Annotated in this window: 11 protein-coding genes; 8 read left to right on the top strand and 3 right to left on the bottom strand. The window is 69.1% G+C overall.

Annotation, left to right across the window (positions count from 1 at the left end; all coding sequences use genetic code 11):
- The first annotated feature begins 128 nt into the window (after positions 1-128).
- The 3 genes from FHS96_RS23380 (at position 129) to FHS96_RS23390 (ending at position 4,737) form a co-directional block, all read left to right on the top strand.
- On the top strand, positions 129-2,084 hold the full coding sequence (locus FHS96_RS23380) for a tetratricopeptide repeat protein (RefSeq protein ID WP_429597700.1): 1,956 nt from the start codon (positions 129-131) through the stop codon (positions 2,082-2,084).
- A gap of 2 nt (positions 2,085-2,086) precedes the next feature.
- A complete protein-coding gene (locus FHS96_RS23385) occupies positions 2,087-3,247 on the top strand; it encodes a deoxyguanosinetriphosphate triphosphohydrolase (protein ID WP_429597703.1) in 1,161 nt (386 codons plus the stop codon).
- A 161-nt stretch (positions 3,248-3,408) separates the two neighbouring features.
- The gene (locus FHS96_RS23390) at positions 3,409-4,737 is read left to right on the top strand and encodes a hypothetical protein (protein WP_429597706.1); all 1,329 of its coding nucleotides are present in this window, start codon (positions 3,409-3,411) and stop codon (positions 4,735-4,737) included.
- Here FHS96_RS23390 and FHS96_RS23395 read toward each other — a convergent pair.
- Positions 4,691-5,845, bottom strand: a complete 1,155-nt coding sequence (locus FHS96_RS23395; protein ID WP_429597709.1) for an HlyD family secretion protein — start codon at positions 5,843-5,845, stop codon at positions 4,691-4,693. The two genes, FHS96_RS23390 and FHS96_RS23395, sit on opposite strands and share 47 nt — an antisense overlap.
- A gap of 86 nt (positions 5,846-5,931) precedes the next feature.
- Here FHS96_RS23395 and FHS96_RS23400 point away from each other — a divergent pair, with 86 nt between their 5' ends.
- From FHS96_RS23400 to FHS96_RS23410, 3 genes are read left to right on the top strand one after another with little or no spacing between them, the layout of a single operon-like run.
- The gene (locus tag FHS96_RS23400; RefSeq protein ID WP_429597712.1) at positions 5,932-7,566 is read left to right on the top strand and encodes a DHA2 family efflux MFS transporter permease subunit; all 1,635 of its coding nucleotides are present in this window, start codon (positions 5,932-5,934) and stop codon (positions 7,564-7,566) included.
- A 10-nt stretch (positions 7,567-7,576) separates the two neighbouring features.
- Entirely contained in the window at positions 7,577-8,977 is a 1,401-nt protein-coding gene (locus FHS96_RS23405) for an efflux transporter outer membrane subunit (RefSeq protein WP_429597716.1), read from the top strand.
- Between the two features lie 8 nt (positions 8,978-8,985).
- Complete coding sequence (locus FHS96_RS23410) at positions 8,986-9,570, top strand: TetR/AcrR family transcriptional regulator (protein WP_429597719.1); 585 nt, start codon at positions 8,986-8,988, stop codon at positions 9,568-9,570.
- A gap of 30 nt (positions 9,571-9,600) precedes the next feature.
- Here the strand turns inward: FHS96_RS23410 and FHS96_RS23415 are convergent, their stop codons facing one another.
- Entirely contained in the window at positions 9,601-10,800 is a 1,200-nt protein-coding gene (locus FHS96_RS23415) for an acetyltransferase domain-containing protein (protein ID WP_429597722.1), read from the bottom strand.
- Between the two features lie 53 nt (positions 10,801-10,853).
- On the opposite strand from FHS96_RS23415, the gene FHS96_RS23420 reads away from it, so the two are divergent.
- Positions 10,854-12,911 (top strand): TonB-dependent siderophore receptor, encoded by a 2,058-nt coding sequence (locus tag FHS96_RS23420; RefSeq protein WP_429597725.1) that lies wholly within the window; start codon positions 10,854-10,856, stop codon positions 12,909-12,911.
- A gap of 30 nt (positions 12,912-12,941) precedes the next feature.
- A complete protein-coding gene (locus tag FHS96_RS23425; protein WP_429597728.1) occupies positions 12,942-13,643 on the top strand; it encodes an alpha/beta fold hydrolase in 702 nt (233 codons plus the stop codon).
- Between the two features lie 40 nt (positions 13,644-13,683).
- Here FHS96_RS23425 and FHS96_RS23430 read toward each other — a convergent pair whose 3' ends face one another.
- Positions 13,684-14,565, bottom strand: coding sequence for an alpha/beta fold hydrolase (locus tag FHS96_RS23430; protein ID WP_429597731.1), 882 nt, complete (start codon positions 14,563-14,565; stop codon positions 13,684-13,686).
- Between the last annotated feature and the right edge of the window lie 58 nt (positions 14,566-14,623).

Consider the following 14,623-nt stretch of genomic DNA (forward strand, 5'->3'; position numbering starts at 1 on the left):
CGAGACGCCTCCCGCAAGCGGGAGGGAAGATGTTTGCCGCTTCATCCCCACGACGAACCGGCCCGCCGCATCCCCCCGCGCGGGCCGGTTGCCGTTTGCGGCGCTCTCGGGTCTATCCCAGCAAGATCATGACATCGTTTCGGAGATTCTGGCTGGCGGCATCGGGCACGACGGCGCTGGCCGCGCTCGCATGGTCCGCTACGGCGCGTGCACAGACCATTGATTCCGAGGATGTGACCGTCCAGGTCGCGCCGCGCAGCCCCACCGAGATCGTCCAGCAGCCGACGCCGATCGCCGACCAGCTCGCGGATCATGTCCGCGCGCTCGCACGCGACCCACGCGACATCCGCGCGCTCCTCGGCGCCGGCCAGGCGGCGTTGCAACTGGGCGATGCCAATGCCGCCTTCGATTTCTTCTCGCGTGCCGAGCGGGTCTCGCCGTCGAACGGCTATGCCAAGGCGGGGCAGGGCAGCGCCTTGCTCGCGCTCGAACGGCCGCGCGACGCGCTGCGGCTGTTCGACAGCGCGGCGGCGCTTGGCGTTCCGGTGGCGCAGTTCGCCGCCGATCGCGGGCTCGCTCATGATCTCACCGGTGATCCACGCCGCGCGCAGCGTGACTATCAGGCGGCGCTCGCGCGCGGCCCCGATGACGAGACGACGCGCCGCTACGCGCTGAGCCTGGGCATCTCGGGCGATCGTGCGCAGGCGCTCGCACTGCTCGATCCCTTGCTCTACCGGCGCGACGTCGGCGCGTGGCGCGTGCGCGCGTTCGTGCTGGCGATGACCGGCGATGTGCCCGGCGCGCAGGCGATCGCCAATCAGGTGATGCCCGGGCGCCCCGCTGCGGCGATGACGCCGTTCTTCGCCCGGCTCGGCAGCCTCAGCCCGATGCAGCGTGCCTATGCGGTGCATCTCGGCCAGTTGCCTGCGAACGGCGCGCGCTATGCGCAGCTCGAGCAGGGCGGCGCCTTTGCCGCGCCGACCACCCCGCCGCCGATCCCGCTGGCCCAGCCACGGCCGGAGGATGTCACCCAGCCCGTCGTCCGAGCACCCGTTTCGCGCGCCCCCCGGCGCCGGCCAGGCTGGACTGGCGGGTCGCGCATCGCGCGGACGATGGATCCCACGCCGATGCCGGCGCCCGATCCTGTACAGCCGGGCTCACCCGTGGCGGTCACGCGCGAACGTGTCGTCGCCGAGGCTGGCGGGGTTCCGCAGCGTGTAACCCCGCCGATCGCCACGACCCCCGCTCCGACGCCTGCGCCAGCCCGGGTTGCCGTTCCTGTCTCGCCCGCACCTGCGCAGACACCCGCTCCGCAACCGGCGCCGGCAAGCCCGTCGGCGGGCGCTGCGGTGCCGCAGGCTTCCGCGCCGTCGCTGGCAGTCACGGCGCCATCGCCGCGCGTCGTCTCGACCCCACCCGGCGGAATTCCTCCGGCCGAAGCCGCGCGCCGCGCTGCGGAAGCCGCGGCGCCTGCGCCGCCGTCCGTTCCAGCGTCACCGCCTGCCCCGCAGCCGAAGCCGGCAGTGGCGCAGACGCCCGCGCCCGCGGTTGCGAAGCCGGTGGTCGGCCCGCCGATTCCACCCGGAATGGCGGCGGCGGAGCCGGCAGTTCCCACAGCGAGCGCGTCGGCGCCCCGCGCTACGCCAACGCCCGCGGCGACACCGGCACCTGCGCCCAGGCCGAGCCCTACACCGACCCCCAAGCCGACGGCGACGCCCAAACCGTCTGCGTCGTCCACGCCCGAAGCCAAGGCCGCCGCGAAGAAACCACCGGCCAAGCCGGTGAAGAAGGAACCGCCCAAGCCCAAGCACCCGGCGCGCGAATGGGTGCAAATAGCGGGCGGCGCCAACAAGGCGACGCTGCCTAAGGAATGGGCGCGGCTGAAGACGGCCGAACCGAAGTTGGTCGCCGGTCTAAAAGCCTGGACAATGCCGGTGCGCGCGACCAATCGGCTGCTGGTAGGCCCGTTCGCATCGAGCGGCGCCGCGCAGGAGTTCGTCAACCGCATGACAAAGGCCGGCCATCAGGCATTCGCCGTTTCCAGCCAAGAGGGGCAGGTGGTCGAACCGCTCGGCGCGAAGTGACGATGCGCAACGGGTGGGCAAGCGACCCGGCGCTCAGCCGGGGCCGGCGCTATGCGGAGCCGGGGGCGGAAACCCGCGGGCCGCGCGACGCCTTCCAGCGCGATCGCGACCGCATCGTCCATTCCACCGGTTTCCGCCGCCTGCGTCACAAGACTCAGGTGTTCCTGGCACCCGATGGCGATCATTTCCGCGTGCGGCTGACGCATAGCCTCGAAGTGGCGCAGATCGGCCGTACCATCGCGCGCGTGCTGGGGCTGAACGAAGATCTAACCGAAGCGCTGTGCCTGGCGCACGATATCGGTCATCCGCCGTTCGGGCATGCCGGGGAGGAGGCGCTGCGCGATGCGCTCGCCGATCATGGCGGCTGGGATCATAATGCCCATACGCTGCGCGTGCTGACCCGGCTCGAAAACCCCTATCCGCACTGGGATGGCCTCAACCTCAGCTGGGAAACCCTGGAAGGGCTGGCCAAGCACAACGGCCCGATCGGCCGGCCGACCTGGGCGATGGCGGAAGCCGATGCCGGGTTCGCGCTCGATCTGGATCGCTGGCCATCGCTCGAGGCGCAGGTCGCGGCGATCGCAGACGACATCGCCTATGACAATCACGACATCGACGATGGCCTGCGCGCGGGGCTGATCACGCTCGATCAGGTGCTGTCGGTGCCGTTGGTGGCGCGGCAATGGCAGCGCGTGGCGGAGCGTTGCGACGGCAGCGAACCACATCGTGCTCAGCGCGAACTGGTGCGCGACCTGATCGGCGTGATGGTCAATGATGTGATCGCCAGCAGTCGTGCCGCCCTGGAAGCCGCGGGGATCGACAGCGCTGATGCGGCGCGCGCGCATCGCGGCCAACTCGTCGGCTTCTCGCCGGCGATGGCGGAGGCGGAACGGACGCTAAAGCGCTTCATGTACGCCAATCTCTATCATCATCCGCAGCAGCTTCGCGCCGCCGATGCTGCGCAGCATGTCGTGGCCGGCCTGTTCGATGCCTATCGCGCAGATCCCGGCCTGCTGCCCGAGGCGTGGCGCACAACTCTCCCCACCGCAGACCCCGATCGCAGCCGCCACATCGCCGATTTCATCGCGGGGATGACCGACCGCTATGCGATCGCGCGCTACCGCGAGCATGTCGGTCCGGTCGAGATGCCCGAGGGTTTTTGATCGCTGAACGCGTTCTGTCATGATAATGTCTTCAATGGCCGGGTCTGACAGCGAATCGTCTGGATTTCGCCGCAATCTGCTGCCAGCTTTGGTGCCAGTGGACGGATGCGTGGGGAAATCGCGCGCCGTCGGGCGGATATTGGGTTGCTATGGGTAAGATGATGTCGTGGCCTGCCGCGGGCGTCGCGGATCAGGGTACGCCTCCGGTTCGGATCTGCTTCTTCTTCAACGCGCAGCGACATCAACTGCTGCACGGCATATCGACAGCGGTCGAACTCGCTCGCATGCCCGGTTTTGTCGTCTATGTCAGTTCGCCCAACGAAGGACATATCGATTATGCGCGGCGGCTGGTGGCGCTGCTGGGCGGCGCGCCGATCCGCTTCGAGGTGCTGAGCCCGCCGCTGCTGACCTTCTTCCGCAAACGCAGCGGCCGTTCGGTACCCCCCAAGCTGCTCGGCCTTGCCGCGGTGGCGCATCATCTGAAGGGCTTCGACGCAATCGCGGTGCCCGAACGCACTACGGTGCAACTCAAGCGCGCTGGCGTCCGTGGACCCCTTTACATCCATCTCGATCATGGTGCGGGCGATCGCGCCGCCGGCTTCGACCGTCGCATCCGCCATTTCGACATGGTGTTGATGGCGGGCGAGAAGCACCGCGAGCGACTAGGACGTGAAGGGCTGATCCATGACGGCGGCCACGCCGTCGTCGGCTATCCCAAGTTCGATGCCGCCAACGCGATCCGCGATCCTGCGTGGGATCCGTTCGGCAATCGGCGACCGACCGTGCTCTACAACCCGCATTTCTGCACACTAGGGTCGTGGGCGAAGTTCGGCGTGCCCCTGCTGGAAGCGTTCGCGCGGCAGCATCGCTACAATCTGATCGTGGCGCCGCATGTCCGCATGCTCGACAGCCGCGCGAAGCGCGCACGCTGGCGGGCGCTGACGCAGCATTTCGCGGGCGCCCGCCACCTGCTGCTCGATCCCGGCAGCGACCGGGCGATCGACATGAGCTACACCAGTTTCGCCGACATCTATGTCGGGGACGTCAGCAGCCAGGTCTATGAATTCCTGCGCGTTCCCAAGCCCTGCCTGTTCCTCGACGCGCAGGGCATCGACTGGCAGCAGGACGAGAATTACGGCCACTGGCGTTTCGGGCCGGTCGAGCGTTCGCCCGACAATCTGGTCGGCGCGGTCGACGCCGCGGTTGCCAGCCATGGCGCCTATCGCGCCGCGCAGCTCGAGGGCTTCAACGCCACCTTCTCAGCCGACGCGCTCTCGCCATCCGAACGCGCGGCCGAGGCGATCGGCGATTTCCTGTATATGCGGCTGCGTGGCAGCCCGGCGGTCCGCCCCGCCGTCCGGCGCCTCCAGCGCGCCGCCGCGGTCGCGCTGATGCTGGGCGCGGGTAGCGCCGAACATGGCGCCATGGCCGCGCCGACGGACCTCAGTTCTCCAGCTTCACCTTTGCCGTTACCGACAGGCCCGGCCTGAGCGCGTCCACCGCGCGCTGGCCCGGTTCGAAGCGGATCCGCACCGGCACGCGCTGGACGATCTTGGTGAAATTGCCCGTGCCCGGCTCGAACGGCAGCAGCGCGAAGGTTGAGCCCGATCCCGGTGCGAAGCTTTCGACGCGGCCCTTCAGCGCCTTGCCGCCGATCGCGTCGACGTCGATCGCCACCGGCTGGCCTGCGCGCATGTCGCGGGTCTGGGTCTCCTTGAAATTGGCGGTCACATACAGCGCGTGGAGCGGCACCAAAGTCAGCAGGCGGGTGCCGGGCTGGACATAGTCGCCGACGCGAACCTGGCGGTTGCCGATCACGCCGTCGATCGGCGCGCGGATCAGGCTGTGGCGCTGGTCCTGCCGGGCGAGATCGAGCGCGGCGGCGGCGCGCTGGCGCGCGGCCTCGGCCTGCAGCAGCGCGGCTTCCAGCATCGGCCGGCGCGCGGCGGTGACGCCGGCCTCGCTCTGCGACACGACCAGTTGCGCGCGGGCGCGGGCGGCGGCCTGCTCGGCATCGATCGCGGTGGTGCGATAGACATCGGCATCGCGCTGGGCGACCGCGCCGGTCGCGACCAGCGCCTCGTAGCGCCGCCGGTCGGCGCCGGCACGATCGGCCTCCGCCAGCGCCGAGCGGATCGTCGTGCGCGTCGAGACCACGCCCGCGGCCGCCAGCCTTTGCTCGGCCGCGAGATGCCCCAACGCCGCGCGCGCGGCGATGACATTGGCCTCGGCATCGGCAAGGTCGGCGGTGGCCGCGGCGAGCTTCGCGTCGAACTCCTCGGCGTCGATCCGGACCAGCGGATCGCCCGCACGCACCCTCTGATTGTCCTTCACCAGCACCTCGGCGACCAGCCCGCGCACCTTGGGCGCCACCGTCGTCGCATCGGCGGCGACATAGGCGTCGTCGGTCGATTCGGCGGAAGGGGCGGCGGTGATCCACGCGACCCCACCCAGCGCCACCGCCAGGGCAACGCCGGAAACCACCCACACGCGCGGCACGCGGCGGCGCGGCTTTGCCGGGGCGGCGTTCTCCCCCTCCGGCGCGGGCGCCGCTTCGTGCCGCAATTCGACCACCCGGTCTTCGATCTTCGTGCTCATGCGATGCCACCCCGAATGACGGTGCTTGATGATATGATGAGTGTCATATATATGATGCTCATCATTTGTCCAGTATGGAGACGCGGGTGGGGACGGCAGCTTCAGGAGCGGCGCCGGCATCGGGCTGGCTGGTGGGGCTGTCGCAGGATTGGTCCGCCGATCCGGCGGCGATGCCGACGGCGCGGAAATATCTCATCTTCGGGGTGATGGCGTTCGGCCAGTTCATGGCGCTGTTCGACATCCAGATCGTCTCCGCCTCATTGTCAGACGTGCAGGCGGGGCTGGCGGCGGGGCCGGACGAGGTGAGCTGGGTGCAGACCGCCTATCTGATGGCCGAACTCGTGATGATCCCGCTCTCCGCCTATCTCGCGCGGGCGATGTCGACGCGCTGGCTGTTCATGCTGTCGGCGGGGCTGTTCACCGCCTCCAGCCTGTTGTGCGGCCTCGCCTGGAACATGGAGTCGATGATCGCCTTCCGCGCGCTGCAGGGCTTCACCGGCGGCGCGATGGTGCCGTTGGTGTTCGCGGTGGGCTTCACATTGTTCACCGGCAAGCAGCGCGCGATGATCCCGGCGATCCTCGGCACCGTCGCGGTGATCGCGCCGACCCTGGGGCCGACGGTGGGCGGGCTCATCACCCAGGCGTTCGACTGGCGCTGGCTGTTCTTCATCAACATCGTGCCGGGCATCATCGTCACCGCGCTCTCCGCGCTGATCCTGCGCGTCGACCGCGCCCAGCCGGCGATGTTCGCGCGGATCGACTGGAGCCACTTCATCGCGATGGCGGTGTTCCTCGGCGGGCTGCAGTTCGTGCTGGAGGAAGGGCCGCGCAACGACTGGTTCGGCGATCCGGAAATCGCGATCGGCGCCTGGCTTTCCTTCGTCGCCTTCCTGCTGTTCCTCGAACGCGCCTTCTTCTCGAAGAACCCGATCGTGACCTTGAAGCCGTTCCGCCGGCCGATCTTCGCCTTCGCCTGCCTGTTCAGCCTCGTCATCGGCTTCGGCATGTATGCCTCGATCTATCTGATCCCGGTCTATCTGGCGCGGGTGCGGGGGTTCGACAGCCTGCAGATCGGCACCACCGTGTTCGTCGTCGGCGTCGCGCAACTGCTCAGCACCGTCATTGCCGCCTCGCTCAGCCAGCGGATCGACATGCGCTGGATGATCGCGGTGGGCCTCACCCTGTTCGCGTGGAGCCTTTGGCTGACCTCACACATGACGAGCGAATGGGGCTTCTGGGAACTGGCCTTCCCGCAGGCGGTCCGCGGCCTCGCGCTGATGCTGTGCATCGTCCCCAGCGTGAACATGGCGCTCTCCGCCTTTCCGCCGGCCGAGCTCGGCGCGGCATCGGGGCTGTTCAACCTGATGCGCAATCTGGGCGGCGCGGTGGGGATCGCGGTGGTCAACACCTGGCTGCAGGACGATACGCGCATCGCCGCGGCACGGCTGGGCGAGGCGCTGGGCCATCATGCGACCAGCGCGACCGAACAGGTGCAGGCCCTCGCCGGCCGCCTCGCCGCTACCATCGCCGACCCTGCGGAGGCGCAGGTTACAGCCAGCGGCATGTTCGCCCGCATCGTCGGCCGCCAAGCGCTGACGCTCGCCTTCGACGATGTGTTCCGGCTGATGGCGTGGATGTTCCTCGTCGCACTGGTGCTCGTTCCCTTCTGCCGACAGGCGCCCGGCGCAACGCCGCCGCCCGCCGATGCCGCCGCTCATTGAGGATATTGCGATGCGCTTCTCTCTTCTGCTACTTGGCGCCACCGCGCTTTCCGCGTGCACCGTCGGCCCGGACCACCTGCCGCCCCAGGTGGCGCTGACACCCACCTACGTCACCGTCGCACCGATCGCGCCGGCGGAGGCGGCGTGGTGGCGGGCGTTCGGCGATCCGTTGCTCGACCAAGTGGTGGTGCGGGTGCAGGCGCAGAATCTCGACATCGCCGCCGCCGGCGCGCGGATCGACCAAGCGCGCGCCGCGGCCCAAGGCGCGGGAGCGGCATTGTTGCCGACGGTCGATGTCGCGGCGTCGGCGGACGCGAACCGCCAGTCCCGTCGCACCCCGATCGGCGGCGCGGCGGCCAGCCTCGGCTTCCCGCGCAATTATGAGCTTTATCAGGCCGGCGCCTCGGCAAGCTGGGAGATCGACCTGTTCGGCGGGCTGCGTCGCGGTCGCGAGGCGGCGCGCGCCGACCTCGTCGGCAGCGTCGCCGACGCCGATGCGGTGCGGCTGAGCATGACCGCCGAGGCGGTGGACGCCTATCTCCTGCTCCGCGGGCTCCAGGCACGGCTGGACGTGGCGGAACGGCAATTGGCGGTGCGCCGCGATCTGGTTGGACTGATCCGCCAGCGCGCCGAACAGGGCATCGCCGCCGACCGTGAACTCAACGGCGCGCTCGGCGAGCAGCAGGGGATCGAGGCGGACCTGCCGCGGCTGCGCGCGGGCATCGCCGCGCAGATGAACCGGCTGGATATATTGATGGGCGCGCAGGCCGGCACCTATCGCGCCGAACTGGCGACGGTGGGTGCGATCCCGCGCGCACCGGATCCTTCGGGCAGCGCGGTGCCGGCAGACCTCATGCGGCGCCGGCCCGATCTGGTCGCGGCCGAAAGGCGGGTGGCGGCGGCGGACGCGCGGATCGGCGTGGCGATGGCGGACTATTATCCGCACCTCTCACTTGGCGGACTGATCGGCTTTGCCGGCACCGCCACCGGCAGCCTGTTCACCGGCGGCGCGCTGCAGGCGCAGGGCGGGGCGGGGCTGCGTTGGCGGCTGTTCGATTTCGGCAAGGTCGATGCCGAGGTTGCGGGCGCGCGCGGCCGCTCCGCCGAGGCGCTGATCGTCTATCGCGGCACGGTGCTACGCGCGACCGAGGAGGTGGAGACGGCGCTCGTCCGCCTCGTCGAGGGCCGCGCCGAAGTAGCGAGCCTCACCGAACAGGTCGCGGTGCTGCGCCGCGCGCGCGGGCAGGCGCAGGCAGCCTATGAAAGTGGCGCGGTGGCGCTCGTCGACGTGCTGGATGCCGATCGCGCCTTGCTGGAGGCGTCGGACCGGTTGGCGACCGCCGAGGCGGACACGGCGCGTGCATCGGTCGCGGCGATACGCGCGCTCGGCGGCGGTTACCAGAGTGTGTAGAGGGGGTCATGGCTGACAAGACTGCCCACAAGGCGAAAACCCGCGCACGCATCCTCGACGAGGCGGCGATGGCGATGCGCGCGCGCGGATCGGACGGGATCGGCGTATCCGAACTGATGAAGCGCGCCGGGCTGACGCATGGCGGCTTCTACGCGCATTTCACATCGCGCGACGATCTGGTCGCCCACGCGGTGCACCGCATGTTTCAGGACAGCGCGGCAATGGTCGCGCGCTATCTGGGCGATGCGCCGGACGGTGCCGGGCTGGCGGCGCTGATCGACTTCTACCTTTCCGATTTTGCGATGCGCGCCGCCGATCGCGGCTGCCCGCTGCCTGCGCTGACCGGCGAGGCGGCCCGGATGCCGGAGGCGGCACGGGCGCGGTTCGAGAAGGGCGTGGCAGGCTTCCGGGCCGCGATCGCGCGGGCGCTGACGGCGATGGGAAAGCCGGATGCGGAGACGCTGGCCGCCTCGGTGCTGGCGGAACTGGTCGGCACGATGGCGCTGGCACGGTCGTTCGCGGATGAGGCAACGGGCGCCGAGATGCTCGCTGCCGCGCGCAAGGGGTTGAAGGAACGGCTGGGCCTTACTTAATCCCCCTCCCGCAAGTCAGAGGGGAGCAGGCTAGAGATACCGCACCCACCATGCCCCGCTCGCGCGCTTGAACGCCGCGAACCTGCGACACGCGAACCAGCACGGCACCGCGACTAGCCCGGCAAGCAGCCACAGCGCGCCCAGCGTGGGCACGCTCACCAGCCCGTCCGTCCCCAGCATCGCGCCAACCAGCCGGTTCAGCGCGTGCAGCACGTAGAGGTGCAGGATGTAGAAGAATAAGGGCGCCGATCCGAACACCGCGAGCAGCCGCACGGGCATCTGCGGCACCCGCTCCAGCCCTGCGAGCAGCAGCGCCCCGGTGCCCAGCGTCAGCATCAGGAAGTCCGCCGAGGGCGGATATTTGGTGAGGTTGAGGAAGCTCATCGCGGTGCCGGTCATGTCGGGCTGTGGCGCCCACGGCAGCGGCTCGCCATAGAGGTTGATCATCCGCAGCACCGCGAACAGCGCCAGCGCCGCCGCGCCGGTGATGGCCAGCGCCCGTCCGCGCCGGGCCGCATCGACGCCGCGCGCGAACCACGGGCCTGCGGCATAGCCCAGCGCGATCACGCCGATCCATGGCAGCAGCGGGTAGGATGTCCGCGCCTCGCCACCCCAGGGCAGGGAGATCAGCCCGCGATCGTGGAGCACCGCCCACAGCGCATGGCCCGGTTCCCCGGCGGCGACGTGGATCGGATCGAGCAGGTTATGGCCGAACAGGATGACGAGCCCGATCGCCGCCACCGCCGCGCGGGGCAGGTGGACGACCGCGGCGAGCGCCAGCATCGACAGGCCGATCGCCCAGATCACCTGCAGAAAGGTTCGTTCGGGCGTAGGATCGAAGGTCCAGGCAAAGCTCACCACGGTCAGTTCCAGCGCGATCAAAAACAGCCCGCGCTTCGCGAGGAAGGCGGAGGCTGCCCGCGCGCCGCCGCGCGGCTGGGCATAGAGCCAGGCGGCGATGCCGGTCAGCGCCACGAACACCGGCGCGCAGAGATGCGCGGCGAGGCGGGTGAAGAACAGGGCCGGCGGCGTGATCGCGACATCCATCGGATCGCTGACCTGCGCATGCAGGAAGAAGAACTCGCGCGTGTGATCGACCAGCATCAGCAGCATCACCAACCCGCGCAGCCCGTCGATCGAGGCGATGCGGGCGGAGGCGGTGGTGTCGGCAACCGCGTGCGGAGCCGCGTAAGGCAGGGCTGTGGGTGACCTGGGCAGACTTGACAGCATGAACATCCTTCCGCCATCCGCGATGTTACATCATCACTCGAAAGGCAAGCCTTTTGCTCGTCCGCGTTCCGACGGCAGCCCTGCTGTCGCCCCTGTTGCTTTGCGCTTTCCCTGCCGCCGCCGAGACCGCGGCGGACGGCTCCGGCGATATCGTTGTGCTCGGCACCCGCCCATCGCGGGGCGACCCGACCCTCTCGTCGGATAGCGTGACCGAGGCGATGTCGCAGTCCAGCCGGTCGATCGAGCGCGACATGCTGACCGCTGCGGGCGCCTATCGGCTGGCGGATGCGCTTGAACTGGTCAGCGGCGTCAGCAACCAGAACAATCGCGGCGGTTTCCTCGACAATTTCGCGATCCGCGGCTTCCTCGGCACACCCGATGGCGGCGCCGAATATTATGTCGACGGCTTCCTCGCCAACCGCGGCATGGCGCCGCCGCGCGACCCCGCTACCGCGGAGCGCATCGAGCTGCTCAAGGGCCCGGCCGGCGCGCTGTTCGGAGACATCGATCCGGGCGGGCGCGTCAACATCGTCTCCAAGGCGCCGCGCTTCGTGCCGGCGGCAAGCGCGATATTGACCTATGGCTCGTTCGACACACGCCGCATCGAGCTCGACGCGACCGGACCGCTCGGTGCGACCCTGGCGGCGCGGATCGTGGTGGCGGCGGAGGACAGCGATGGCTGGCGCGACCATGTCTCGCTCAGGCGCCGGGTAATCGCACCCTTGCTGAGCTGGACGCCCAGCGACGCGTTGCGGCTAACCTATGTCGGTGAGATCACCCGCTTCGATGCGCCCTTCGATCGCGGCGTGCCGGCGGTCAACGGCGATGCCAACGCGCTGCCCCGGTCCAACTTCTATGGCGAGCCCGGTGACGGCGTCACCCGCTTTCGCAACCGGCGCCATCAGGTGACGATGCTGGCCGATCTCGGTGGCACCTGGTCGGTCAACGGTGGCATCGCCTGGCGGACCGGATCGCTGCGCGGCTTCTCGTCGGATCAGTCGCGGCTGGTGGGCGAAAGGACGCTGTGGCGGCAGCGGCGGTCGCGCGGCTATGAGGTGGAGGATCTTTCGGCGCGGCTGGAACTGCGCGGGCAGGTCGGCGCGCACCGGCTGAGCATCGGGCTGAAGGGCTATACGCTCGACTATCGCGAACTGCTCACCCGCCGCAATCCGAGCGCCGCCGCGCCGCACGCAATCGATCTTTACGATCCGGTCTATGGCGGCACCGCGCTGCCGCTGCTGCCCTTCACCGACAATCGCGAGCGGCGGCGCGCGGCCACGCTCTATGTGCAGGATATGTGGGATGTGAGCGACCGGCTGACCCTGACCGGCGGCACGCGGATCGACCCCTATCGCCAGACCGTGCGCAACAACCTCACCGGCGTAGAGGGGCGGACGGTGGACGAGCCGGTCAATTTCCGCATCGGCGCGCGCTATCGGCTGAGCGAGGTCGTGTCGCTGCACGCCAATTGGGGCGAGAGCTTCCTGCTCAATTCGGGCACCGGCCGCGACGGCGCCGGCTTCGCCCCCGAACGCGGCAGGGGCTATGAGTTGGGCATGGCGGCGGCGTGGCCGGGGATCGACCTGGCGGTGACCGTCTTCGACATCGAGAAGCAGGGCATCCTCACCAACGATCCGGTCGATTCGTCCTACCTCACCCCGATCGGCAAGCTGCGCAGCCGCGGGGTCGAGCTGGACGGATCGGTGAAACTTGGCAGCCACTGGCAGATCGTCGCCAACTATGCCTGGACCCACGCCCGCGCGGACGACGCGACCTTCGCCACGCCCGACGTACTCAACGTGCCCGAACATGCCGGCACGCTCTTCGCGCTCGGCCGTTTCCTCGATGCGCGCGGCCGCGGCGTTTCGGTCAGCGCCGGCGTCTCCTATGTCGGCGCCCGCGCTGGCGCGATCGATGGCAGCGGGTTGGTGCTGCCGGACTATGCGAAGGCCAAGGCCGCGATCGATTATGCGCTGAATGATCGCATTGGGGTGCGGCTGGAGGCGGACAATCTGTTCGACGCACATTATGCGCAAAGTTCATATAGCCTGATGTGGGTGTTTCCCGGCGTGCCGCGGACGGTAAGGGTCTCGGTGAGGGTGGGATTGTAGAGCCATGCGCGGCGGAGTTTTTGCCAGGTGATGCCGAACCGTACGGAGCCGCTGCTGCTGATCCCCGGCCTGCTGTGCGACGCCGAATTGTGGCAGGCGCAGGTACGCGACCTCGCAGATGTCGCCGCGCCGCAGGTGCCGGACATGACGTTGGACGACAGCATCGCCGCGATGGCCACGCGCGTGCTGACGGCGGCACCGCCCCGCTTTGCGCTCGCCGCGCTTTCGATGGGCGGCTATGTCGCGTTCGAGATCCTGCGCCGCGCACCCGAACGCGTGAGCCGGCTCGCGCTGCTCGACACCAGCGCCGCGCCGGACAGCCCGGCACGCGCCGCCGAACGCCGCGCCGCGATCACTTCACTGGAACTGGGGCGGTTCGTTGGGGTAACCGGGCGGATGCTGCCGCAGCTCGTCCATCCCGATCATGTCGCCGGACCGGTGGGGCAGGCGGTGCAGGCAATGGCGTTGCGCGTGGGCGGCGATGCCTTCGTCCGCCAGCAACGCGCGATCCTTGGCCGGGTCGACAGCCGGCCGGATCTGGCGGCGATCACGGTGCCGACGCTGGTGGTGGTCGGTGCCGAAGATGTGCTGACCCCGGTGGCCGAGGCGCGCATCATCCATGAAGGGATCGTGGGCTCGGCGCTCGAAGTGGTCGAGGGCTGCGGGCATCTGCCGCCGATGGAGGAGCCGGAACGAACGACCGCGGTGCTGCGGGCGTGGCTGAAAGGCTGATGTTCCTCCCCGACCTGAGGGGCCGGAGAGGAACTGGCGGTTAGCCTATCGTCCTCGCCAGGAAGTCCCGCATCAACGGCACGATCTCTTCCAGCTTGTCCTCAAGCGCGAAATGGCCGGTATCCAGCAGGTGAAGCTCCGCGTCCGGCAGGTCGCGCAGATAGGCCTTCGCGCCCACCGGAGGGAAGATCACGTCGTTCGCGCCCCACACCACCAGCGTCGGCGGCTGGTGGGCCCGGAAATAGGCCTGGATCTCGGGATAGAGCGCTACGTTCGTCCGATAATCATAGACGATGTCGAGCTGGATATCGGTCATCCCCGGCCGGTCGAGGAAGAGCTGGTCGTGCAGCCACGCGGCGGGATCGAGCCGCGAGCGGTCATGCACGCCGGTCTCATATTGGAAGCGTGTGCCCTCGATGCCGAAGAAGGAACGCATCGCATCGCGATTGGCGGCGCTGTTGTCCGCCCATAAGGAGCGGGAGGAGGCCCAGAATTCCTCACCCAGCCCTTCCTCATAGGCATTGCCGTTCTGCGTGATCAGCGCAGTCACCCGCTCAGGATGCTTGAGCGCCAGGCGGAAACCGGTCGGCGCGCCATAATCCATCACGTAGAGCGCGTAGCGCGTAGCGCCGAGCTGTTCGAGCAGCGCATCGACCGTGTCGGCAAACCCCGCGAAGCTGTAGACCGGATGGCCGCGCGGCGGCGCTTCGGAGAGGCCGAAACCCGGCAGGTCGGGCGCTATGACATGATAGCGGTCGGCGAGCGCGGGGATCAGCCGGCGGTACATGTGGGACGAGGTGGGATAGCCGTGCAGCAGCACCACGATCGGCGCATCGGCTGGGCCGGCCTCGCGATAGAAGATCTCGAGGCCGCTGACGGTGGCGGTGCGATGATGGGTGACGGGCAGCGCTTCTGTGGACATGGTCATTCTCCTTTTCGGCAGCGAAGGCCGTTGACGGAGGTTTTACGCCAGCCGGCAG

It is taken from the genome of Sphingomonas zeicaulis (genome assembly GCF_050433225.1).
In the GTDB taxonomy this organism is placed as follows: domain Bacteria; phylum Pseudomonadota; class Alphaproteobacteria; order Sphingomonadales; family Sphingomonadaceae; genus Sphingomonas_D; species Sphingomonas_D zeicaulis.

Coding starts and splice junctions, on each gene's coding strand:
- FHS96_RS23380 (WP_429597700.1), top strand. CDS start 129: ATGACATCGTTTCGGAGATTCTGGCTGGCGGCATCGGGCACGACGGCG.
- FHS96_RS23385 (WP_429597703.1), top strand. CDS start 2,087: ATGCGCAACGGGTGGGCAAGCGACCCGGCGCTCAGCCGGGGCCGGCGC.
- FHS96_RS23390 (WP_429597706.1), top strand. CDS start 3,409: ATGTCGTGGCCTGCCGCGGGCGTCGCGGATCAGGGTACGCCTCCGGTT.
- FHS96_RS23395 (WP_429597709.1), bottom strand. CDS start 5,845: ATGAGCACGAAGATCGAAGACCGGGTGGTCGAATTGCGGCACGAAGCG.
- FHS96_RS23405 (WP_429597716.1), top strand. CDS start 7,577: ATGCGCTTCTCTCTTCTGCTACTTGGCGCCACCGCGCTTTCCGCGTGC.
- FHS96_RS23410 (WP_429597719.1), top strand. CDS start 8,986: ATGGCTGACAAGACTGCCCACAAGGCGAAAACCCGCGCACGCATCCTC.
- FHS96_RS23415 (WP_429597722.1), bottom strand. CDS start 10,800: ATGCTGTCAAGTCTGCCCAGGTCACCCACAGCCCTGCCTTACGCGGCT.
- FHS96_RS23425 (WP_429597728.1), top strand. CDS start 12,942: ATGCCGAACCGTACGGAGCCGCTGCTGCTGATCCCCGGCCTGCTGTGC.
- FHS96_RS23430 (WP_429597731.1), bottom strand. CDS start 14,565: ATGTCCACAGAAGCGCTGCCCGTCACCCATCATCGCACCGCCACCGTC.